The 20,694-nt window shown below is 53.4% G+C and carries 21 protein-coding genes; 6 read left to right on the top strand and 15 right to left on the bottom strand.

The window, feature by feature from the left end; genetic code table 11:
* Window positions 1-82 precede the first annotated feature (82 nt).
* From tig to ACZ51B_RS18050, 4 genes are all read right to left on the bottom strand, one after another.
* Window positions 83-1,378, bottom strand: coding sequence for a trigger factor (gene tig / locus ACZ51B_RS18065; protein WP_464294737.1), 1,296 nt, complete (start codon window positions 1,376-1,378; stop codon window positions 83-85).
* 71 nt (window positions 1,379-1,449) lie between these two features.
* A complete protein-coding gene (locus ACZ51B_RS18060; protein WP_464294736.1) occupies window positions 1,450-2,340 on the bottom strand; it encodes a TIGR01777 family oxidoreductase in 891 nt (296 codons plus the stop codon).
* 3 nt (window positions 2,341-2,343) lie between these two features.
* Complete coding sequence (locus ACZ51B_RS18055) at window positions 2,344-2,937, bottom strand: UbiX family flavin prenyltransferase (protein ID WP_464294735.1); 594 nt, start codon at window positions 2,935-2,937, stop codon at window positions 2,344-2,346.
* 42 nt (window positions 2,938-2,979) lie between these two features.
* Entirely contained in the window at window positions 2,980-3,774 is a 795-nt protein-coding gene (locus ACZ51B_RS18050) for a transporter (protein ID WP_464294734.1), read from the bottom strand.
* A 179-nt stretch (window positions 3,775-3,953) separates the two neighbouring features.
* On the opposite strand from ACZ51B_RS18050, the gene ACZ51B_RS18045 reads away from it, so the two are divergent.
* Complete coding sequence (locus ACZ51B_RS18045; protein WP_464294733.1) at window positions 3,954-4,781, top strand: ferritin-like domain-containing protein; 828 nt, start codon at window positions 3,954-3,956, stop codon at window positions 4,779-4,781.
* 5 nt (window positions 4,782-4,786) lie between these two features.
* On the opposite strand, the gene ACZ51B_RS18040 is transcribed toward ACZ51B_RS18045, so the two are convergent.
* Both ACZ51B_RS18040 and ACZ51B_RS18035 read right to left on the bottom strand, forming a co-directional pair.
* Window positions 4,787-5,053 (bottom strand): TM2 domain-containing protein, encoded by a 267-nt coding sequence (locus tag ACZ51B_RS18040; RefSeq protein WP_464294732.1) that lies wholly within the window; start codon window positions 5,051-5,053, stop codon window positions 4,787-4,789.
* A gap of 80 nt (window positions 5,054-5,133) precedes the next feature.
* A complete protein-coding gene (locus tag ACZ51B_RS18035) occupies window positions 5,134-6,096 on the bottom strand; it encodes an NAD-dependent epimerase/dehydratase family protein (protein WP_464294731.1) in 963 nt (320 codons plus the stop codon).
* A 159-nt stretch (window positions 6,097-6,255) separates the two neighbouring features.
* On the opposite strand from ACZ51B_RS18035, the gene gyrA reads away from it, so the two are divergent.
* Window positions 6,256-8,766, top strand: coding sequence for a DNA gyrase subunit A (gene gyrA / locus ACZ51B_RS18030; protein ID WP_464294730.1), 2,511 nt, complete (start codon window positions 6,256-6,258; stop codon window positions 8,764-8,766).
* A 91-nt stretch (window positions 8,767-8,857) separates the two neighbouring features.
* Window positions 8,858-9,019 (top strand): hypothetical protein, encoded by a 162-nt coding sequence (locus tag ACZ51B_RS18025; RefSeq protein WP_464294729.1) that lies wholly within the window; start codon window positions 8,858-8,860, stop codon window positions 9,017-9,019.
* Here the strand turns inward: ACZ51B_RS18025 and ACZ51B_RS18020 are convergent.
* From ACZ51B_RS18020 to ACZ51B_RS18005, 4 genes are read right to left on the bottom strand one after another with little or no spacing between them, the layout of a single operon-like run.
* On the bottom strand, window positions 9,016-10,386 hold the full coding sequence (locus tag ACZ51B_RS18020; protein WP_464294728.1) for an NAD(P)/FAD-dependent oxidoreductase: 1,371 nt from the start codon (window positions 10,384-10,386) through the stop codon (window positions 9,016-9,018). The two genes, ACZ51B_RS18025 and ACZ51B_RS18020, sit on opposite strands and share 4 nt — an antisense overlap.
* Window positions 10,387-10,437: 51 nt before the next feature.
* Window positions 10,438-11,376 carry a GNAT family N-acetyltransferase gene (locus ACZ51B_RS18015; protein ID WP_464294727.1) on the bottom strand — a complete coding sequence of 313 codons (939 nt, stop codon included), beginning with the start codon at window positions 11,374-11,376 and terminating at the stop codon, window positions 10,438-10,440.
* The gene (locus ACZ51B_RS18010; RefSeq protein ID WP_464294726.1) at window positions 11,373-11,900 is read right to left on the bottom strand and encodes a hypothetical protein; all 528 of its coding nucleotides are present in this window, start codon (window positions 11,898-11,900) and stop codon (window positions 11,373-11,375) included. The genes ACZ51B_RS18015 and ACZ51B_RS18010 overlap by 4 nt, the downstream gene beginning before the upstream one ends.
* Entirely contained in the window at window positions 11,897-12,184 is a 288-nt protein-coding gene (locus ACZ51B_RS18005) for a DUF1844 domain-containing protein (RefSeq protein WP_464294725.1), read from the bottom strand. Before ACZ51B_RS18005 ends, ACZ51B_RS18010 begins: the two co-directional genes overlap by 4 nt.
* Window positions 12,185-12,246: 62 nt before the next feature.
* On the opposite strand from ACZ51B_RS18005, the gene trxB reads away from it, so the two are divergent.
* Together trxB and ACZ51B_RS17995 are read left to right on the top strand one after the other, a co-directional pair.
* Entirely contained in the window at window positions 12,247-13,185 is a 939-nt protein-coding gene (gene trxB / locus ACZ51B_RS18000) for a thioredoxin-disulfide reductase (RefSeq protein WP_464294724.1), read from the top strand.
* 1 nt (window position 13,186) lies between these two features.
* Window positions 13,187-14,242 (top strand): hypothetical protein, encoded by a 1,056-nt coding sequence (locus ACZ51B_RS17995; protein WP_464294723.1) that lies wholly within the window; start codon window positions 13,187-13,189, stop codon window positions 14,240-14,242.
* Window positions 14,243-14,280: 38 nt separating this feature from the next.
* Here ACZ51B_RS17995 and ACZ51B_RS17990 read toward each other — a convergent pair whose 3' ends face one another.
* Together ACZ51B_RS17990 and ACZ51B_RS17985 are read right to left on the bottom strand one after the other, a co-directional pair.
* On the bottom strand, window positions 14,281-15,075 hold the full coding sequence (locus ACZ51B_RS17990; RefSeq protein WP_464294722.1) for a PEP-CTERM sorting domain-containing protein: 795 nt from the start codon (window positions 15,073-15,075) through the stop codon (window positions 14,281-14,283).
* Window positions 15,076-15,359: 284 nt separating this feature from the next.
* Complete coding sequence (locus ACZ51B_RS17985; protein WP_464294721.1) at window positions 15,360-15,911, bottom strand: TlpA family protein disulfide reductase; 552 nt, start codon at window positions 15,909-15,911, stop codon at window positions 15,360-15,362.
* 92 nt (window positions 15,912-16,003) lie between these two features.
* Here ACZ51B_RS17985 and ACZ51B_RS17980 point away from each other — a divergent pair, with 92 nt between their 5' ends.
* Window positions 16,004-17,359: a hypothetical protein gene (locus ACZ51B_RS17980; RefSeq protein ID WP_464294720.1), complete on the top strand. Its 1,356-nt coding sequence runs from the start codon at window positions 16,004-16,006 to the stop codon at window positions 17,357-17,359.
* Here ACZ51B_RS17980 and pheT read toward each other — a convergent pair.
* The 3 genes from pheT to ACZ51B_RS17965 all read right to left on the bottom strand — a co-directional run bounded on the left by pheT (window position 17,283) and on the right by ACZ51B_RS17965 (window position 20,565).
* The gene (pheT, locus tag ACZ51B_RS17975) at window positions 17,283-19,307 is read right to left on the bottom strand and encodes a phenylalanine--tRNA ligase subunit beta (RefSeq protein ID WP_464294719.1); all 2,025 of its coding nucleotides are present in this window, start codon (window positions 19,305-19,307) and stop codon (window positions 17,283-17,285) included. The genes ACZ51B_RS17980 and pheT overlap by 77 nt on opposite strands.
* A gap of 112 nt (window positions 19,308-19,419) precedes the next feature.
* Entirely contained in the window at window positions 19,420-19,941 is a 522-nt protein-coding gene (msrB, locus tag ACZ51B_RS17970; RefSeq protein WP_464294718.1) for a peptide-methionine (R)-S-oxide reductase MsrB, read from the bottom strand.
* Between the two features lie 51 nt (window positions 19,942-19,992).
* Window positions 19,993-20,565, bottom strand: a complete 573-nt coding sequence (locus ACZ51B_RS17965) for a fasciclin domain-containing protein (RefSeq protein ID WP_464294717.1) — start codon at window positions 20,563-20,565, stop codon at window positions 19,993-19,995.
* Window positions 20,566-20,694 lie beyond the last annotated feature (129 nt).

The following is a 20,694-nucleotide window of genomic DNA, read 5'->3' as shown; positions in this document are numbered from 1 at the left end:
TTAGGTCAATACCTACAAAAAAGAAGAGACCAGCGTTCTTATACGCCGGTCTCTCCTCTTTTCGTGAAGTTATTTTGCTGCTTTAGGCCTTTGCAGGCTCAACAATCTTCACATCCGCATTTGAGAGAAGGAAATCTCCTACTTTGCGGGCCAATGCTCGGAACTGTAGTTCGTCGAGAGCTTGGTTCACTTGGAGCATCTTCAGCATCTCTTCAGGATCAGCGCCGTACTCGCCTGCCATTGCGAAGAGCTCTTGGTTGAGTTCTGCATTGGTGATCTGCATCTTTTCCTGAGTGAAGACGGTCTGGATGATGAGAGCTCGCTCCACTTCGGTCTTTGCTCTTTCTTTCCAAGCCTGTACCAGCTGCTCGATGGTCATGCCGTTCTCTGCAGCGTACTCTTCGAGAGACTTGCCGTTCTTAGCCTGCTCCTCTACTGTCTCGCGGAGTCGTCGGTTGGCTAGGCCTTCCCACATGTTGTCGCTGACATTGACGGTGCTTCGCTCGGTGAGAGTCTCCAAGAGCTTGTCGTGGACCAGCTGGCGAACCATTTGCTGCTTTGCTCGACCGATGCCCTCGCGGACTCGGTTCGTGAGGTCCTCGACGCTTTCGGTTTGAAGGCTCTTTGCGAACTCGTCGTCCAACTCAGGGAGACGGACCGCTGAGAGCGAGTTAAGAGTTAATTGAACCTTGAGGGTCTTTCCTGCCCAGTCCTTCTCTTGGAAACCTTCTGGGAAGGAGAGTTCGAGGCTCTTCATCTCTTCGAGGTGCATTCCAAGGAGGGCTTCGTCGAACGTTGGGAAGGTTTGGCCAGCGATGGTCATGAAATTGCGACCGTCGCCTGCTTCGCCGTCAACCTTTACGTTGACTACGGAAACATCGCCTTCTTCAACGCCGCGGTCGGTGACAGCTTCTCGAGTCTGACCACGCTTGCGGAGTTCGTTTACCTGGAACTCAACCTCTTCGTCTGAGACATCGGTGCTTGGCTGCTCCAGAGGAAGTCCCTTGTACTCGCCCAGCTCAACCTTTGGAGGGAGCGGCACTTTCATTTCGAACTCGGCTTTGCCTGCTTCCTTGTCCAGAACCGTCAGATTGACTGCCGGAGCGGTGGAGTAGTCGGGCTCAATTTTCTCGTTCTCGATTGCCTTGGTATAGGTTTTGCGAACGATCTCATCGGCCGCAGCTTCGTTCCACTCTTGTGGGTTCAGAAGGGGCTCGAGCATCGCTCGTGGTGCTTTACCAGGACGGAAGCCTGGCAACTTCACTTTCTTGGTGAGTTGCTTGTACGCAGCTTCGTACCCGGCGCGGACCTCGTCGGGTTCGCAAACGACGGTTAGCTTAACCGTACAGGGGTTCAGATCTTCTCTTGTGACTTGCATAACTGAGTCCGAATCGTTGCCGAAGGGAAGTTAATATTACCCCCGAGCCGACCGCTGTGAAAATGCACTCGCTAAAGAAGATTGCGGAGTGCGGATTCAATAGATTCAAACTTCCACGAAAAACCTAGTTCCGTTGCCTTCTTTGGGACTACTTTAGAAGAATTCATAACCAGTTCTGGAGCCGGTCCTGTTAGCTTCCCTGCCAGTGAAAGCATGATTGACGGGACTGGAGGAGACCAAGGACGATTCACGGCACTGCGTATGGCGTGCATCATCTCCCCGTTTCTCACAGCTTGGGGAGCGCAACCATTGATTGGGCCTTGGACATCCTTATCAATTGCGAGATGAAATATTCCAACAAGATCGTCGACGTGGATCCATGGGACCCATTGCTTTCCATTGCCAGCAGCACCGCCTAGTAGAAGGCGAGAGAGCTTGGCTAATGTGGGCAGTGCTCCGCCATCGTTGCCAAGTACGAACCCTGTTCGGATCTGGACACGCCTGGTATGAGTAAGGTCTAGCTCCATTGCTGCTTCTTCCCAAGCTTTGCAGACGTCGGCTAGAAAACCGCTTCCTGGTGCGGATTCTTCTGTGAGTTCCTCATCGCCGCGATCACCGTAGAAGCCTACTGCGCTTGCGTTGATCCAAAGTTTTGGTGGCACTGCGCATCTTTGGATGGCTATGCCAATGGCGCGCGTGCTTTTGAGGCGGGATTCTAGGATTTCCTTTCTATTTTCGTCGTTCCACTTGACCGAAATGGGTGCTCCGACGAGGTTGATGACCACGTCTGCATTTTCGAGGGCGGCCTGACAGCTTTCGGGCGTCTCGGCGTCCCATAGGGATGTCACCGCGCCAAGAAGGGCCTTGGATGAGCGCTGTAGTGCGACGATTTCGTTCCCGACAAGGCCAGCGATGAGATGCTTGCCAATGAAGCCGGATGCACCTGCGATGACGATTTTCACCGGCTACTCCATCCACTGCTTGAAGAGGTCTTGATCGACATCCAGCTGCTGGAGGATTCTTGCTACGACGGAGTCGGCGATGTCTTCTAGGCTCTGGGGTTTGTGGTACCAGGCGGGACATGCAGGCAGGATGGTTGCTCCGGCTTCTGCCAGTTGGGTCATGTTTTTCAACATGATCAGGTTCCACGGCATCTCGCGCGGCACTAAGATGAGCTTACGCTTCTCTTTAAGGCACACATCGGCGGAGCGAGTCAGGAGGTCATCGGATATTCCGTGCGCGATGCGCCCGGCCGTGCCCATGGAGCAAGGCACCACGACCATTCCATCGTGCCGAAACGATCCGCTGGCAGGCGGGGTGAAGTAGTTCTTGGAATCGAGTAGCTCGATTTGTGGATATTCCTCGCCGAGCCACTGGGCTGTTGACCAGTTTTCCCGCCTCGGAGCTACACCGAGTTCTGTGGCAGAGACTTGGATTGCCTGCTCACTGAGGATTAAGAAGATCCGTTCGTAGTAGCGAACGGCTTGTTTTAGGAACCGCTGAGCGTAGATTGCCCCGCTTGCTCCCGTTATCGCCACAACCAACTTGCCCGTAGACATTCCGAACTAGTCTACGCACAAGTTGGCCGATATAACGCAGTCCTAGAACCGATATCCGAAGCCGAAGCCGTAAAACCGGGTAGCCGATTGGCTCCCAAAGCCGTTGCCATAGAAGGCGTCGACCACAAGATTCTTGGAAACTAGCTTTTGCACGCCAAAGTCTCCGAAGGTTTCATTTCGGCCGCCGTAGCTGCCGGGCATGTTTGTATAACCTTCCGCGAAGAGGGTCCACGTTGGTTTAACCTCAAGCTGGTAGGAAGCCGATAAGGCGTATCTCGTGTAACTTCCGGCGCTTTCTGACGGGAGAGATACTGCGAGATTTACGTCTAGGCTTGTTTTTTCCGTCAATTCAAAGGAGAAAAGACCGCGCAGTTCAGGTTGTAAGTGTGGCGTACGTTGACCATAGTCACCAGTAGGAAGCGTTGTGCCCAACGAGACGGCTGTCGCTGGGGTGAGTGGCCCTTTAGAGTCTGATAATCGATATTTGAGTCCTACACCAGAGTCGCTATAGGATTTAAACTCGCCGTTCGGGCCAAACCAGTTAAACGACTGAATGAGCCTCGACGGAACGAACAGCTTGAACTCCAAATTGTTTGTTGCAGGGAGTCTGACGGTGGCCCCGTCGCCATAGTCAGCCATGCGAGTGTTTCCATCGGTTGTTACCCTGTATCCGAGTTCGACAACTGTTGTATGCAATGGCGTGATTGATGCGGAGTTTGAGAATGTCGGTCGATCGGCCTGAATAGGCGGGACTTCCTTGGTCTTTGCCTCAGATGCTTTGGCGTCCTGAGAGGTGATATGAGCGACTGCGGTCGCGAACGCAAAACTAAATACCAATGTTTGTTCCTTTTAGCCTTGTTGACTCACTGATTTGGCTGTCATCTAGGACGCAGCAAACTGTGGGTTCGTTGCATGATATTTAGGCCTCAGAGATCGGCTTGGTTAAGGGACGGATTATCAACCGGGACTTATGGCGGAGTTTGAACGCATGTGGATTTACTTGTGTTTCTTCGCTTATGCATGAAGACACCTACGCCTTATCTTCTGAAGCACTTACCGCGAACAAGCCAATTGCTTGGAAGTCGGAAGCATGGCTCGACTATTATCGTCACAATGCCGAGCACTTGATGACAATTCCATGGGATCTCGGTGCGGAGCTGAATGATGAAGAAAGAAGTGCGATTGCAAGCTCCGTTCAGGCTTTTCAGTTGGGTGAGAGTTCGGAAGGGCGGCATCTTCAGCAGTGCGCCAATGACTGGGGCCAGGAGAATGGAGATGAGGGCTACGCGGAAGCAATTCAGCTTTTCATAAAAGAGGAACAGCGGCATGCGCGTGAGCTCGGCCGGTTTCTCGAGCTAAACGGGGTTGGGCTGGTGCAGAAGACTTGGACTGACAGCCTGTTTCGTTCCGTTCGGCGTCTGGCGAAGCTGGAGTTTTCGATCATGGTGTTAATCACCGCCGAGATCGTAGCTCAGGTGTACTACGCAGCATTGCGGGAGTCGACCTCGTCAGTCGTCTTAAAGACAATCTGCGACCAGATTCTGAGAGACGAAGAAGAGCATGTACGGTTCCAGTCCGAGCGTCTTGCAGTCATTGCTCAATCGCATAGTTGGGTTCGACTAACGTCCCGCTTTTTCGTGCAACGAGTATTGATGTTGCTCACTCTCCCAATCGTGTGGAGCAGTCACCACAAGGCGTACAAGGCAGGTGGATACAATTTCGGGCGGTTTGCTTCTGAGACTTGCCTTGCTTTTAATCGGGCGGTGCCGCGAATGCATCCAGCTACCTATCGTTGGGATAGTGCCTTGGTAGCTAAGACCTCACAGCACCTGGCATCACAATAACGCCGTCAGAACCATTCCTTCTTGCCAGCGATATAGGTGCTGTAGAAGTCTGCGTCTGACTTGGTGAGGTAGATGATTCCCTCGATGAGGCCGATGATGCCCATGATTCCTGAGCCGATGCCGAAGGGGAGGCGGCTGCCTACCAGGGTGATGACTAGCATGATGATGCCGGCTGTGTTGTAGCCCAAGTAGAACTTGTGGATGCCAAGACTGCCTAGGAAGATTCCGAGGAGGCCGGCTGGGAGTTTCTTTTCGGCTGGGGAGTTGCTCATTTTGTATCTATCCTTTAAAATGCGAGTGCTTTGACACTCTATCGTAATTGACACTGGGCGGGTTGCAGTGAATAGGACCTCTAGTCCAGTTCTGCCAGAATTTCGAGTTCTCTCTCGCGGGTGATGCCGTATTTGTAGGTACCAGCCTTGGAGTCGGTATCGAGCCAAAGTTGTGTCTCTCGCGTGGTTTGCTCGAACGGTGTGTATTCCAGTCCTGTCGCGATTGCTTTTGTGGGATCGACCCTCATGTGTGCTCCGGTAGCTCGTTTGGGGAGGGCGAGGGGGAGATCTTTCCAGAGAGCGGCTTTGCCTTCTAGCTCTTCTTCTGAAGTCCAACGGATTGGGGCGTTGGGATAGATCTTGGCGAGAGAATCGATCATGGTTCCAAAGTCCATTTGTGGACCGGGGGTATCGAAGGTGTCTGCCAGTTTCTCCTCAAAGCATTTGACGGTGAATCGTCCGAGGTCGGCGGCGTCGATCAGTTGGAGTGAGGAATCTTTGACGTCGGGAACGAGGAGCTTTTCGCCTGCTGCAAATCGTTTGACCCAGTAGGGGAATCGGTTGGTGGGATCGTAGGGGCCGTAGACTATGCCTGGGCGAATGATGGTCGCTCTGCCCTGGAACACCGCGTGGACCTCTTGTTCGCACTCCACTTTGAGGGGACCGTAGGTTTCGCCGGTGACCTCTTCGGTTGTGAGTCGTTCCTTGGGTTCGGGCTCCAGAAGTCCGCCGTAACCATCCTCTACATAGACGCTGATAGTCGAGATGAAAACGAACCAGTCGGTCTTGTCCTTCAGGTACTCCGCGGCTTCCTTGACTGCTCGGGGGAAATAGGCACAGGTGTCGATGACTACATCCCAATGGGTGTCGCCGAGGGCGGATAGGCCACCTAGTCGGTCGCCGAGAATGTCGGTTGCTCCGGGAATGATGCCTGTGCCTTGGGTGCCTCTGTGGAAGACGCTGACGTCGTGTCCTTTCTGGATGGCAGCTTCGGCGATGGCTCGCCCAACAAATACGGTTCCCCCAAGGATTAGGACCTTCATATAACGCTTGTACCCAACTCTCAGCATGGGATGCTGGCTTGCTGTGATTCGCACACAACCCCGTAAGAAAGCGAGCGGTCTAACCGGGTACCATTAAGGATAGCTTTCCTACGATTCCAGCTTCGTTTGGGGTTGTAAGGACGTCTGGAACTTTTACCCGTGTCCGAGAATCCGAATCTTTCAGCCGTCAACGTTGATGAAGAACTTGGCCGTTCTTACGTCAACTATGCGATGTCGGTCATCATCGCGCGCGCCCTGCCAGACGCTCGCGACGGCCTTAAGCCTGTTCAGCGTCGTATTTTGTATGCGATGCGGTCGCTTAACCTTGCGCCCGACAGTTCTTATAAGAAGTGTGCGAAGATCGCTGGTGACACCAGTGGTGACTACCACCCTCATGGTGAAGCGACGATCTATCCGACGCTCGTCCGAATGGCACAGCCTTGGTCACTGCGTTACCCGTTGATTGATGGTCAAGGAAATTTTGGCTCTATTGACGGCGACTCGCCTGCTGCGATGCGATATACGGAAGCTCGATTGACTCCTCTTGCGATGGAGTTGATGGAGGACTTGGACCGCGAGACGGTTGACTGGAACCCGAACTATTCTCAGGAAAAGAATGAGCCTAGCGTCTTCCCCAGCAAGTTCCCGAACCTTATTTGTAACGGAAGCCAGGGCATTGCTGTTGGTATGGCTACCAACTTGCCACCTCACAACTTGACCGAGGTGTGTAATGCGGCTCTGCTCCGAATTGATCAGCCTGACTGTACGCTTGATCAGATCATGGAAGTGCTTCCCGGCCCAGACTTCCCCACTTACGGAATCATCATGGGCTCAAAGGGCATTCGAAGTGCCTATGAGACTGGACGCGGTTCCATCGTCTTGCAAGCCAAGACCATGATCGAGCTCGGTGAAGCCGGCAAGTCGGTGATTGTCGTTACCGAGATTCCTTATCAGGTGAACAAAGAGAACCTGATCAAGTCGATCGCCCAGATTGCCAAGGATCGAAAGTTTGATGGCATCCTCAACGTCCAGGACTACTCGGACAAGCGAGGAATGCGCATTGAGATTGAGATCCGCCGTGATGTCAATCCGAATCAGGCGCTGAACTACCTGCTGAAGCATACAAACCTCCGAACCACGTTCGGCGCGATCATGCTTGCTCTGGTTGACCTTGCGCCTCGAACCTGTCCGCTTCTCGTTGAGATCGACGAGTACATCAAGCACCGACGTGACGTCATTGCTCGACGAACTCGGTACGAGCTGTATCGAGCCATCGAAGAACTTCACCGTGCGGAAGGTTTCCAGATCGCGCGTAAGTTCATTGATGAGATCATCGCACTCATCCGAGCCAGTGAGAACGCCGGCGTGGCACGTGCTCAGATGGTGCGGCAGTTCGACATGACGCCATTCCAAGCGAATGCTGTCCTCAACATGCCGCTTCGACAGCTGACTCAGCTTGAGCAAAGCGACCTTATTCAGGACTTCAAGGAAGCAGCTTACAAGGTCCAGAACTTGATGGACATCTTGAACGACCCTTGGCGATTGACCAAGGTTCTCAAGGAAGAAATTACGGCTCTGCGCGATAAGCACGGTGACGAGCGACGAACCAAGATTCAGACTCGGGAAGTCGGTGACTTCAGCGCTGAGGATCTGATCCCTGACGAGGACGCCATCATCTCGATCTCGAGAGACGGCTACATCAAGCGTGTATCGATTGACGCGTACCGCCAGCAGAAGCGCGGCGGCAAGGGCGTCAACAGCACGATGAAGTCGGATGATGAGCCAGCGCACCTGTTCCAGGTAAGCACCCACCACACCATCTTGTTCTTCACGGATCGCGGCCGAGTTTATAAACTCAAGGGCTACGAAATCCCCGAGACGGGTCGGTATGCGAAGGGTATGCCCGTGATCAACTACATCAACATTGTTGGTGGAGAGCGGGTGACAGCTACGATCAGCGTGAAGGATATGAGCGTTGATGGCTACCTGACTATGATCACTCGTGGAACAGGCGAGAAGCGCCATGCAGAGATCAAGCGAACGCCTCTGAAGGACTTCGCGAACATTCGAAACAATGGCTTGATCGCCTTTGACATTGAAGAGGGCGACGAGCTTGGCTGGGCGCTGAAGACTCCAGGTGCAGCAGACATTATGCTGGTAACCCGTGAGGGACAGAGCATTCGGTTTAATGAGAAGGAAGCCACTTCACGATCTCGTGCGGCTGGTGGCGTTCGAGCTATCGCCTTCAAGGAAGGCAGCCGTGAGGATCAACTGGTGAGTGCCTCGGTTGTGGATGACCAGGCGACACTGCTAGTTGTGAGCGAACTCGGTTATGGAAAGCGCACCCCGCTCTCGGACTACCGAGTCCAAGGACGTGGCGGTAGTGGAATCCTTACGATGAACTGCACCGATAAGACCGGCAAGATTGTCGGAGCTGAGGTTGTCGAGGATGACGATAAGCTACTCGTGATGACCACCAAGGGCAAGGGCATTCGAGTTCGTATCAAGGAGATCCGCACGACAGGCCGTGTTGCACAGGGTGTGAAGCTCATCAACCTGGCTAATGGCGACGAGGTTCGAAGCATTGCGAGAATCGTGAAGGGCACCGACGATGGAGACATCGAAGGTGACGAAGGCGAGGATACAACGGAAGCAACAACCGAAGAGTAAGGCGCCTTTGAATCTGTAAGAAAGCCTCGGTCTCAGCTAGACCGGGGCTTTCTAGTTTCTCCTATTCGGTACCCTAGAGATAGAGTTAGAAATGTTAGGCACAAACGTCGATCAACAGCAGCTTCCTTTTCTGATCATCGGGATTGCGGGCATCGTGGCAGTGGTGGTCATTGTTGGCTTCCGATACTTCATGCGCCTGAGTGCTTCTGAAGCGACCAAGCGCGCCAAGTTCAAAGACAAGCTTGAAGGCTAGTGAACTGGCGTTGAGTCGCTTTCTGTTGACGGCAGCGACGAAGTTGGAAGTAGCTCTGGCACGCCATGGTATTGGGAGTTTCCGCTACGGTGGATTCCGATCTGGACAGGCTCTGTACCGAAGAATAGTTCCATGGTCCAGTCGACCATTAATCTGAGCTTGGTCACGAGCGTCGGCATCTTGAGCAAGTAAACGCTGCGATACAGGAACCAACCGAGGAATCCTGTGACGTTCCTCTTTAGAATGTGCGCCGCTGCTTGTCGGCGACCAATCGCCGCAAAGGCTCCGAGTTCGTTAAATTTGTACGGCTGCGTCGGTTGTCCGTTCTTCTTTGCCAGAATGTTCTTCGCAACCAGTGGACCTTGGCGGCTGGCGTTTTGGGCAGTGGGCGGGTATGGCTTACCTTCCTCGTTCAGAATCGTTGCACAGTCGCCGACAGCCCAGACGTTGGTGAAGCCCTTCACGCTCATGTCTCTATCGCATTCGATGTAGCCGAACTTGTTGAGCGGGAGGTTTGAGATCTTTGGAAGAAGTGGATTGGGAGCCACGCCAGCGGCGCAGATAACGGTGTTACAGGGGATTCTCAGTCCGTCTTCGTCAATCGCATAGTCTTCGCCAACTTCTGTGACCGAAGCGAAGGTTCGAATCTCAACTCCTCGCTTTGTAAGTGTGTCGGCCGCCCACTTGGCTAGAGACTCGTTTGTCGCATGGAGGATGCGGTCGCCGTGCTCGAACACAATCATTCTGATTTCGTCTTCTCGAACGTTGCAGTACGATTTGGCGGCCTCCATGAGGAAGGAATGGTATTCACCTGCAAGCTCAATCCCGGTGAAGTTTGCGCCGATGACGATGTATGTCAGCAACGCTTTTCGGTGCTCAGGATCGGAGATGGTGTTGGCAAGTTCGAGTTGCCGAATTGCCCGGTCACGGAGGCCGATTGCGTCTACCAGTGTCTTTAGCTCAAATCCGTGCTCTACCAAGCCAGGGATCGGGAGTTTGCGATTGACCGAGCCGAGCGAGATGATCAGCTCGTCGTAGTGGACCTGTTCGATTACCTTTGAGCCGTTGACTCGATAGCCGATGGTTTGGGCTTGCGTGTCCACTTCCATCGCCTCTGCCATTCGCAGATCGATTCTCGGGAGAAACTTTCGAATCGGGACTACCACATGTCGCGCTTCGATGGAACCGACGCCTGCTTCCACGAGCAATGGGTAGAAGAGTAGATAGTTGTTCCTGTCAATCAGGGTGATCTCGTAGTCGGACGGACTTAAGAGCTTGCCAAGCTTTTTGGCGGCAAAGGCACCTCCAAAACCACCCCCTAAAATGACGACTCTTTTCTTGGCTCCGACGGATTGTGTGGGTGACATCCTTATTCCTTATTGTGACTGCTGGGGCTTCAGACCATAGGGTATCCGGGACTATAGCTGGAGGGCCATCGAATGGTATCTACGAGAGATTTGGAAGCCATGTCCGCCGTAGAATCTGTCCAAAACGGTCCAATCGATGATGCAGTTTTGAACTCCAAGAGTCTTGAGGTGCTCGAGTGCGCATCCGAGGAGTGCGTTTCCGCTGCCTTTGCCGCGGAGCGATTGGCTGACGCCAATGGGCCCAAGACTTCCCCACTGGGCTCCGAGTGAGCGATTCCAGACGGCTCCGCCGATGGGGGTTTTGCAGCCATCCCACTGGAGCAATGCGAATCCGTCGCATTTTGTGCCGTGAAAAAGCCCAAACACGATTCCTGGATTATTCTCTGCCTCGATCTTGGCCTGGACGTCATAGCGCCATCGCTGGGGAAACTCTCTCAGGAAGAACTCGTCGAGTGCGGGCAGGTCGCTGGTGGTTAGCGGACGGAACTCGTCGCCCTGAGGCAGTGGGTGACTGTTCGCGTAGGTTGAGAGGTTCCGTTCGAGGTCGAAGAACTCGCCGCTTTCCTCGAAACCACCAATCATCAGGTAATCGCGAAGAGCTGGGAAATCGGTTGGGCAGCCTGGGAAGATGTGGCGTGAATCCTGCCCGAAAACAAGCTTGGTAACGCCTCGGTCTCTGAGGCAGTGTTTTGAGTCCCGCATGAGATCTACTGCAACGTTTGGATCTTTGTATGCGAGGATCGTAAGATGGCTTTGGTCGGGATCTGGTCCCTGGTAAAGCGTTCCTCCAGCAGAGCGTTTGAACGCTACGAATGCTTCGGGTTTGCCGGAAATGTCGTACTGGATCTGAGATGCACCCCAATCGAACAGCTGGGACTCAACCGTCGCCCAGGAGAACACATCTTCGCTGATCTGAAAGCGATCTGGCACGAACTCGTTGTAGAGAGCGGTGAGCTGCGCCAGATCGGCGTTTCGGAACGACTTGGTCATGCAGCTCGCGCCGCAAGTTGGCGGAGATGCTCACCGTACATGTTGAGAGCTTCTCGGGTCCTTGTGATGCGCGAGATCATATGTCCGTCATCCGTTTGCAGGAACGAAGCGAGATCGCAATTGCAGACGAGGGCTTCGAATGCATCCGAGTATCCTTCACCTTGGACGGAGGAGTCTTCCTCTTGGACGTATCGAAGATAGGCTCCAAGAAATGGTCGGACCTTCGAATATTCTTGTTTCATCCATGCCCGCTGGTCCGCGTAGCTCTTCTCAAGTTTTGGTGTAGGACCAAATTGGGCTGCATCGCACAGAGTCTCAACTAACTCCTCGTAGCGATCATAAAATCCAATTAACTCTTGCTGTCTCTCTTGCACAGTGGGACCCGATGCGGCTAGCCGCGCCCTTTCTACGGCGTCGGCATGGTCTTTTCGTGCAATTCTGAGTCGATTGACCCATGAGTTCACCAGCTCAAGAGTGCTTCGTGAAGCTCGTGCTGACCGATTGGTCGTGGTTTGTAGTCTCAATTTCCGGCCTCCTTGCTTTTCTGAACGAAGTTCATTCTCAAATCCGTAACCAATCCCTGGATACGCCTCTTGTCGCTATCATCAAGTTCCTTTTCGATGATGCTTGCAAGATGTGCAGTCACATCAATCGCTACCTTCGCCTCTGCGAGGTTTGGATTGATCTTGCCAGTGATTATATCAGGCTGAAGACCTAACTTCTGCCATGAAACCGACGCAATTTGATCCACCATGAGCGCTATGTGATCGTAGACACTAGGGGACGTCGTAGATTCGCTTTCAGACATTCTTGAGCTAGAGACGGTCCACAAGCGTGGAACGATGCGCTGGTAACATCGTTATTAGAACTATGATTCACAACGTCGCTATCATCGGCTCCGGACCTGCCGGCTATACCGCTGCTCTTTATGCAGGACGTGCAAACCTGGACCCGATCGTATTTGCGGGCTTGCAGCCAGGCGGGCAGCTCACCATCACGACGGATGTCGAGAACTATCCGGGATTCCCGGACGGCATCATGGGACCTGAAATGATGGAGCTTTTCCAGAAGCAGGCAGAACGGTTTGGTGCCAAGGTGGAGCACACGGTCGTCACCAAAGTCGATTTTAGCGAACGACCGTTCCGGATTTGGACGGGTGATACTGTTCACATGGCCCACAGTGTGATCATCTCTACGGGGGCGAGCGCCAAATGGCTCGGCCTTGAGTCTGAAGTCACTTTCGGTGGCTTTGGCGTCAGCGCTTGTGCAACATGTGATGGCTTCTTCTTCAGGAATAAGGTTGTAGCTGTCGTGGGAGGCGGTGATACTGCGATGGAAGAGGCTCACTATCTGACGAAGCATGCGGCCAAGGTTTACGTTATTCACCGTCGGGACGAATTTCGGGCTAGCAAAGTCATGCAAGACCGCGTCATGGGGCACCCCAAGATTGAGGTCATTTGGAACACGGGTCTAGAGGAGATTCTTGGCATCCATGAGCCTCATAAGCGTGTGACGGGTGTGCGGTTGAAGAACCTCATCTCCGGCGATTTGCAGGAACTAGCTCTTGATGGCGTGTTCATCGCGATTGGTCACAAGCCTAACTCAGAGCTATTCCAAGGCGTTCTTGACATGGATAGCGTCGGATATCTTCAGATCCAGCCCGGCAGCACGCGCACGAACGTTGAAGGCGTTTTCGCGAGCGGGGATGTTGCGGACAGTGTTTATCGTCAAGCCATTACAGCCGCAGGTTCGGGCTGCATGGCAGCGATTGATGCGGAACGCTGGCTGACCGAACACGTACTTCACTAAGATGGTTGCCGTTTTGCTCGCCGCTCTGATTATTAGGAACGACATCGAGGTTCTGGATAAGTCCGGAAATCGGCTCGGTGTTGTCCAGGTCTCGGCGAGCAAACTCTCTTCTCCAAAGCTCAGTCCGAGGAAATTTGGAGAGCCGGTCCACCGTTGGGAGTTTGGATGGCGGAGCACTATTGAAGCGGATACTCCCAACGGCTTGAGTCCTCGTTTCCAGATTTATAGTCAAGACGAAAAGACCAGCTTCGAACTCGCTCCCAAGGTCGGGCGTATGTTGCTCCGACTGTGGAACTACAACTACACCCAGTTGGGATTGGATCACTCTTCCGAATATGGGCGCCGGGTTGTGGAGGTTTACCTCTGCCAGGGAGGCGCAGCTGGAGGTGAGCAATTGATTGATGTTGACCCTGACTCACGTGAGCGACGCAAGGTTAATACGATTTACATCTACGAAGTCGGGAGCTTTTCAAATCCAGTCGAAATGGCCCGAGAAGTGGCCCACGAGTATGGCCACGCCTCGATACCGGCGGTGGGTGGTTTTGATGAACCAGAGTATTGGGCTAATGGATATCTGGGTGAGAGGGTCTTTCTGAAATACGCCTCAGAAGCACTGCCTCCGGAGGACACGATGGGGGTACCGCAATCGGACTTGCAAAAATGGCTGCGTACGAACGTGGATCCGCTTGTAGCGAAGGCAGCTGTCGAGGGTCCCAACGCTCAGTTGCTGGGTAGTGCGTCTAAGAAGGCGATGGATGCTTACATCGGGCTCGTTATGTACGCCGCCACGTTGCTTCCCCATAAGGTGTTTTCACGATCACTCATCCTGATGGGGTCGACTTCTGCCAAGGACTACCCGGATGCGATTGTGACTGCGGCAGAAGAGCCTGAGAAGTTCCAGGTGCAGGTTCCAGCTTATCTACAGCAGAAGAGTTTCTGGCTTCCGCTTGGCAAGGGCACACTGACGGGCGCAAAGGTGGTCCAGCGGAAGGGGGCTTGGGCATTGATCAAACCAACCGGCCCGTCGGTTGTTGTGACCCCAAAGTTATCAAATTAAAGGAGGCGGCTCATGCCACCTCCTTTGAAGCATGGCGCTTACGCTTTCCGTCTTCGGCGCGTGAGCACGCCAGCAAGACCAATTCCTAAGGCTGCCATGGAAGCAGGCTCAGGAACGCAGTTGACGCCATTCAAGAAGGTCGCCTGAATCTGACCGTTTGCGTTCACGACGTCGTACATCATGACGGCCCATTGGTCAGATCCTCCAGGAACGTTGAAGTCGTAGGTGAGGTCGCTTCCACCAGCGATCATTATTGGGGAGGTGTCGATGATGGTGGCCGTGTTCCAGAGTGTTCCTCCACGGATGAGGTCTGACAAGTCCATGGATGCTTGTTGGACAACGATTCCTCGTCTCTGTACAAACATCACATCCTGTCCCATGTTGCGGATGACATCGCGCCGGACCATCATGCCGTTGAGACAAACCCAGTGTTGCCAGCTTGGTGGGAGAACTCCAATGACCTGGCCATTGCGCGTCCATGAGTAGCTGACGCTGGAGGGCATCATGTCAAGGTCGACTCCTCCGAAGGCAACACCAAAGTGTGACTTTCCGCCGGATGGGGTGGAGCCCCCGGTCCAGGTGACCGTGGTAGGTGCACCATTGCCTGTTACTGATGCATTTGGATAGTCACCTTTGTACAAACCTGTGATTTGCCCCGGAGTCACGCCTGTCATGTTCAGTTCGAAATCGTTTGCCGTTATGCCGGTATAGTTCCAGACATCGAAATTCGATAACGAACCGTTGATGATCGATTGGGCATTGGCTCCAACAGCACCAACTAGCACAGCTGCCACGAATACGCTTCGAGTTAGCAACAATCTACTTAAAACCATTCTTAATCACCTCTTTGAGATTAAGGCCGAGTCTTTGACTCGACAAATTTCTCGTCTTATTGGGGAACACAATTGCTCCCATTATCACGCGCCTACTTGATTCCGAGTTTCCACTTGGATCTCAAGCTGGCAAGCAGACTATATTATATAGATAAAGACCCAAAAAGTTACTTATTCATCTGATATAAATACATGTTACTATCTTGTGATATTTGCGGTAGTCAGTCATGAAAAAGGCTTCCAAATGCAAAGCATCTGGAAGCCACACGAGTTACTTAGTGAGTTTACTTAGATAGGAGAGATTTGATAGGACCTTCAAGAACACTCTTCAGCTTTGGAGCGCCTCCGTCACGGGGGAGTCCAGTCCATACATTTCGAACGATCCCTTTCTTATCGATTAGCACGAAAGCTGGGATAACGCTGATCTTCAGTTTGTTCGCAAGTTCGTCGTTTGCGTAGGCAAACGTATAGGAATAGCTGTGCTTCTTTTTGTAGGCTACGGCATTGCTCTTCCCTTTTGGATCGGTTTGTTCGAAGGTGTCTGCACCCACCACGACCAAGCCCTTGCTCGCGTATGTGGAGTGTAGCTTCTGCATGGTAGGCGAAGCAGCCATGCATGGCACGCACCAAGTAGCCCAGAAGTCGAGCAGGACTACTTTGCCCTTGAGGCTTGCGTTGGTGTGCTTCTTGCCGTTTGTATCTGTGAGCACGAATGATGGTGCTTTTTTCCCTACCCAAGCTTCCAAGCCGGTGTTTTGAGCATTGGCCACTGATGCGATGAGAGCGAGACCACAGAGTGATGCTATTCGAAATGTGCGGTTGATCAATCGAGACATGAATTTCCTCTAACTAACATAATCTCATACGTCGCGGCTTGCTTGCTGCATGCACCTAACCTGCAAGAAACAAATCAAGACATAATGTTTCCGTGAAACGCTGGATCGTCGCCCTTGTTACGGTCCTCGTTGCGTGTGTTCCTCTCTATTTGAGGCGGGCCACGACTTCAAGTCTGCTCCTTGACAGCGACACGTCTGTCTTGTTGGACGCCATTCGGCGCAGGGGAAACCCTTTAAGTTGGTTTACCGGCGACTGGCCTTTGGAGAACCACTTCTACCGCCCCATCTCGACCTTGGCGTTTGAGATGGATAACCGGCTGTACGGCAACAACGCAGCAGGATATGGCCTTACCAATGCTCTGATCTGCATTGTGTGCGTGGTGATGCTGTTCTGGTTCTTGCGGGAGTTCACCAGGAGTCCTTTTCTCTCTGCCTCCGGTGCGGCACTGTTTGCTGCATGGCACGTTGGACTTCCGAACTGGATCTTCGACGGTCTATCGATCGTCACTTGGGCGACACTGGCAGTAGGCATCTATCGGCACGGGAAAAACGTCAAGCAGTACCTTCCTGCCGTTCTGGTGCTGTTCTTCTTCACGTCCGAACTCTTTGGCATCAAGTCGCTTTACTCACGCATGATCGCTTGGCTTCCGGGACGTACGGCGAGTGTGATGACGATTTTCGCGTTGGCTGCACTTGCTGCTTACGCACGTTCGGAGCGGTTAAAGGGGCTGGCATTTTCAGCGCCTGAAGAGCCAACTCCACTCACTCCGCCTGCGACGCGAACAACCAAGATTGCCGAAACCCCTAAAGCGGGCTGGCCCTGGGCAATCGCTAGTGTTTTGTTTACCGCGCTCGCACTGGGAAGCTATGAGCAGGCAGTTATGTTGCCGTCCTGTCTGCTCGCTGTAGCCGTTTCGATGCGCTGCATGGGCTATCGTCCATCGTGGGCGTGGCAAGGTGCGTTCTGGGGACTGCTGATTGGCTCTCTGGCTTTGCGCTATCAAGTTTTGCCCCACACCACTTCTGGCTATCAAAAGCAGCAGTTGCGTTTCGGGCCTGGAGTCTGGCTGGACCTTGCCGACTACATCTTTCCGGCCATTGGCACTTGGCCGATGCTGAGCGTGATGTCTGCGGCTCAACTTCTATTCGACGTGAAGGCCTATTTGGCCGTGCTTCAGTGGGCTACTAACCTAACGACGGCTTACCAGCTACGTCGAGCCTGGATTTTGGGACTTGCGGGTTGGGGAATGTCTAGCCTGGCCTTCCTACCTATGGCTTGGGTGAAATTGTTCGAGCACTACCACTATTGGCCGATGGCGCTTCGCACGATTCTCGTGCTCGCCATCGGCAAAGTGGCAACTGAATTAGTGGCTATCGCGTGGAGCCGCCCAACTTTACAAGCTCCGAAACGATCTGCTCCCGCACCTGGTTCGCTTCCTCATCCGTAAAGTTGCCGCCAACTTTACGGAACTGAAGCCCAATGCCCAAGGAGTGCTTCCCTTCTGGAATTCCTTGCCCATCGAATACATCGAAGAGCCACTGCTTTTCTAGAACCTCGCCGCCGGCTACCTTGATAGCTTCTTCCACATGGGAGTACGGAACGCTTTTGTCGATCAGAAGAGCGATGTCCCGGCCTACGGCTGGATTACGGCTGATCGTTTTAAGGTTCAGTTCCTTCGCACCTGAAGAAAGAGCATTGGGAACGTGCATGGATGCTAGGAATGTTGCGACCGGGAGCTTCAGATCTGCCGCGATGTCTGGGTGAATCTGTCCAATCACGCCCACTTTCTTTCCGCCTGCAATAAGCTGTGCCTGACGGGTAGGGTGCAATCGAACATCGGCTGTTTCGGCTGGGACGATCGCCAGATTGATGGACGCGGCTAGGGCGACAGCCTCTAAGGAACCCTTGAGACTAAAGAAGTCGGCCACGGGAACGACTTCTCCCTTTCGGCTTGCGGGGACAAGTTCACCCGTGCTGATGAAAGCGATCTCCGTGTGCTCTTCATAGCCTCCGTGCTCAGAGAACACTTTGCCGATCTCAAACAAGTGGATATTCTTCGCACCGTTTCGTTGAGTCGCATCCGCGAGGCTCGGCAGCAAGCTGTCTCGCAGGTAGGCCATGTCCGGTGAAGCAGGTGCGCGGGGGCCAACGCGGTGTTCCTTGCTGAAATCGAGTGCGTGCAAGTCACGCAAGGAGTGGCTGATGATTTGGATGAAGCCTGCTCTCACTGCCGCCTCCCGAAGAAGGTCTACTTGCAAAAGCTCACCCTGCGGGCCGCCTTGGGTTGTCACACCGGCAGGCAGTTGCTCAGGAATTCTGTCGTAACCGTGGACTCGCCCGAGCTCTTCGATCAGGTCGATCTCTCGCACTAGGTCGGGGCGCCAGGTAGGAGGGATTACGAAGAATGGGTCGCCATGACCAACCGGGTTCATACCCAGTCGGCGGAAGTACCTCTCCGCTTCCAGCTCTCGAATATCCATCCCCAAGAGGGTACGGGCACGATCTACACGCACGCTGATGGCCTCTCGCCCGCGTGGATCGGGATAGACGTCGACGATCTCCGAACCAGCTTGTCCAAGGAGTTCGGTGAACCGCTCGATTGCTGCTACTACGCCTGCTGGGTCCACGCTTCTCTCAAATCGGTAGGAGGCTTCGGTGTTCAGTCCAAGCTGCTTTCGTGTTCGGCGAACACTTGTGTTGAGGAAGTGAGCCGATTCGAGCAGAACGTTCTTGGTGTTCTCGTCGACCTCCGTCTCAAGGCCGCCCATGATGCCTGCTGCGGCTACGGGGCGCTCGGCATCGCAGATCATCATCTGATCCTCGCGGAGTTCGTGCTCAACGCCATTGAGGGTTGTAAGTTTCTCGCCTACACGTGCCTTGCGAACGATAATTTTCCCACCCACAAGCTTGTCAAAGTCGAACGCGTGGAGTGGCTGTCCGACCTCTAAGAGAACGTAATTCGTGATGTCTACCAAGAGAGAGATCGGGCGCATCCCGGCTTGATTGAGCCGTTTTTGCATCCACTCAGGCGACTCTCCATTGGTTACATTCTTGAACAGACGGCATGCGTAGCGAGTGCAGTCGGTTGTCTCAATGGTTACCGTGACGGGGTTTGGCTCACCTGGAACGGCATCTGACTCAAACCGGTTGGCTGCTCGGTTGTAGAGTTCTGTTGGCTCGGCCTTCGAATCCTTGGCAAGAACCTCTCGCGCTAGGCCAAACACTGAAAGACCATCACCGCGGTTGCTCATCACCTTGATATCGAGCACCGAGTCACCGTCTACCTCTTCGATGCCCTCCAACTCAAAGCCTGCCATCGTGAGCAGGTCGCCAACCTGTTCTGCAGTGAGGTCTGTGTTGACCAGGTCAAGGAGCATCGAGTGGGGGAACTTCATCGAAGCTAGAGTTTACTGTCTTCAGTTGGAAAACGGGTTCCATCCTAGCTAACGTGCATACACAAAAAATGAGCCGCACGCCTTTGTGCAGCCCAAATGAAGAGTTCATCGTTTACTTGATTTTCTTTTTGGGAATAAATCTTAAGGCGCCTGAGTTCATACAGAACCGAAGGCCAGTCGGTTTTGGTCCATCCATGAACACGTGGCCTAGATGAGAACCACTCAGTGCATCGACAACTTCGATACGGTCCATGCCGTAGCTCTTGTCGTGAATGTAGAGCACCGCGTCGTTCTTGATCGGCCTTGTGAAGCTGGGCCAACCGGTGCCCGAGTCGAACTTATCGGCTGAACTAAACAAGGGCACTCCCGTAGCAGCGCATACGAATACGCCTGCTTGGTGGGCGTCCCAATACTTGCCTGTATATGCCTCTTCCGTCCCCTTTTCTCGGAGGATGAAATACTCGGCCTTACTTAGCACCTTATGCCACTGGGCATCCGTCTTGGTCACTTTGGGGGTCGGGGCCTTCTCTAAAACCTTGACCGTCACGCCGCCATAGTTATGCGTGCTTTGAGCAACGCTCAGACCTGCCAACAAAAGGCAGCCAACAATCGATAGCTTGAATCCAACTTTCATTTGCTCCAGTCCTTTGCGGGTTCGCCGTCTTTCGGCGAACCCTTTGTTTGCTTAAGGCAGAAGAACTTTGTTGATCACGTGGATCACACCGTTCGACTGATACACATCGTAAGTGCTGATCTGCGCAATAGTTCCCTTGGAATCCTTGAGAACGATGTTTGCTGGGCCATTCATCATAGCGGTGAGAGTCTCTCCGCTTGCTGTCTTGAGGGAAGCCATGCCCTTTCCGTCCATGATTGCTCGTCGAAGCGCCTTGCTGTCCATCCGACCTGGAACTACGTGGTAGGTCAAGACTTTCGTGAGGGTCGCCTTATTTTCGGGCTTTAGAAGTGTTTCGACGGTGCCGTCTGGAAGAGCCTTGAATGCATCGTTTGTGGGTGCGAAAACGGTGAAAGGTCCTTTACCCTGGAGTACTTCGACCAAGCCTGCAGCTTTCACGGCAGCGACGAGTGTGGTGTGATCCTCTGAGTTGACCGCGTTCTCCACGATATTCTTGGACTTCATCATCGCGTGTCCGCCAACCATCGGGTTGCCATCAAGCGACGCCTGCGCAGCAAAGCCTGCGGCGATTGTAGTTCCAAGCACGGTTGCGATAACGAGCTTCGAGATGTTTCGTGTTTTCATTGTTCTGTCCTCTGTGAACGCGGTCGTTTTTGTTCGACTGCGTGCTTACAAGGAGATAGAACCTCTGCGACCTGAGCGACACTTGACATTCATCTGAACGGCGAATGAATCCTCAAATTTTCCAAAAGT

The sequence above is a fragment of the Fimbriimonas sp. LA-C6 genome (assembly GCF_055398105.1).
Note: the sequence above shows the minus strand (reverse complement) of the source record. Positions and strands in the feature narration are given on the sequence as shown.

Coding starts and splice junctions, on each gene's coding strand:
- ACZ51B_RS17985 (WP_464294721.1), bottom strand. CDS start 15,911: ATGTCTCGATTGATCAACCGCACATTTCGAATAGCATCACTCTGTGGT.
- ACZ51B_RS17995 (WP_464294723.1), top strand. CDS start 13,187: ATGGTTGCCGTTTTGCTCGCCGCTCTGATTATTAGGAACGACATCGAG.
- ACZ51B_RS18055 (WP_464294735.1), bottom strand. CDS start 2,937: ATGTCTACGGGCAAGTTGGTTGTGGCGATAACGGGAGCAAGCGGGGCA.
- ACZ51B_RS18025 (WP_464294729.1), top strand. CDS start 8,858: ATGTTAGGCACAAACGTCGATCAACAGCAGCTTCCTTTTCTGATCATC.
- ACZ51B_RS17990 (WP_464294722.1), bottom strand. CDS start 15,075: ATGGTTTTAAGTAGATTGTTGCTAACTCGAAGCGTATTCGTGGCAGCT.
- ACZ51B_RS18015 (WP_464294727.1), bottom strand. CDS start 11,376: ATGACCAAGTCGTTCCGAAACGCCGATCTGGCGCAGCTCACCGCTCTC.
- ACZ51B_RS18045 (WP_464294733.1), top strand. CDS start 3,954: ATGCATGAAGACACCTACGCCTTATCTTCTGAAGCACTTACCGCGAAC.
- pheT (WP_464294719.1), bottom strand. CDS start 19,307: ATGAAGTTCCCCCACTCGATGCTCCTTGACCTGGTCAACACAGACCTC.
- ACZ51B_RS18005 (WP_464294725.1), bottom strand. CDS start 12,184: ATGTCTGAAAGCGAATCTACGACGTCCCCTAGTGTCTACGATCACATA.
- trxB (WP_464294724.1), top strand. CDS start 12,247: ATGATTCACAACGTCGCTATCATCGGCTCCGGACCTGCCGGCTATACC.
- ACZ51B_RS18020 (WP_464294728.1), bottom strand. CDS start 10,386: ATGTCACCCACACAATCCGTCGGAGCCAAGAAAAGAGTCGTCATTTTA.
- ACZ51B_RS18040 (WP_464294732.1), bottom strand. CDS start 5,053: ATGAGCAACTCCCCAGCCGAAAAGAAACTCCCAGCCGGCCTCCTCGGA.
- ACZ51B_RS18035 (WP_464294731.1), bottom strand. CDS start 6,096: ATGAAGGTCCTAATCCTTGGGGGAACCGTATTTGTTGGGCGAGCCATC.
- msrB (WP_464294718.1), bottom strand. CDS start 19,941: ATGAAAGTTGGATTCAAGCTATCGATTGTTGGCTGCCTTTTGTTGGCA.
- tig (WP_464294737.1), bottom strand. CDS start 1,378: ATGCAAGTCACAAGAGAAGATCTGAACCCCTGTACGGTTAAGCTAACC.
- ACZ51B_RS17965 (WP_464294717.1), bottom strand. CDS start 20,565: ATGAAAACACGAAACATCTCGAAGCTCGTTATCGCAACCGTGCTTGGA.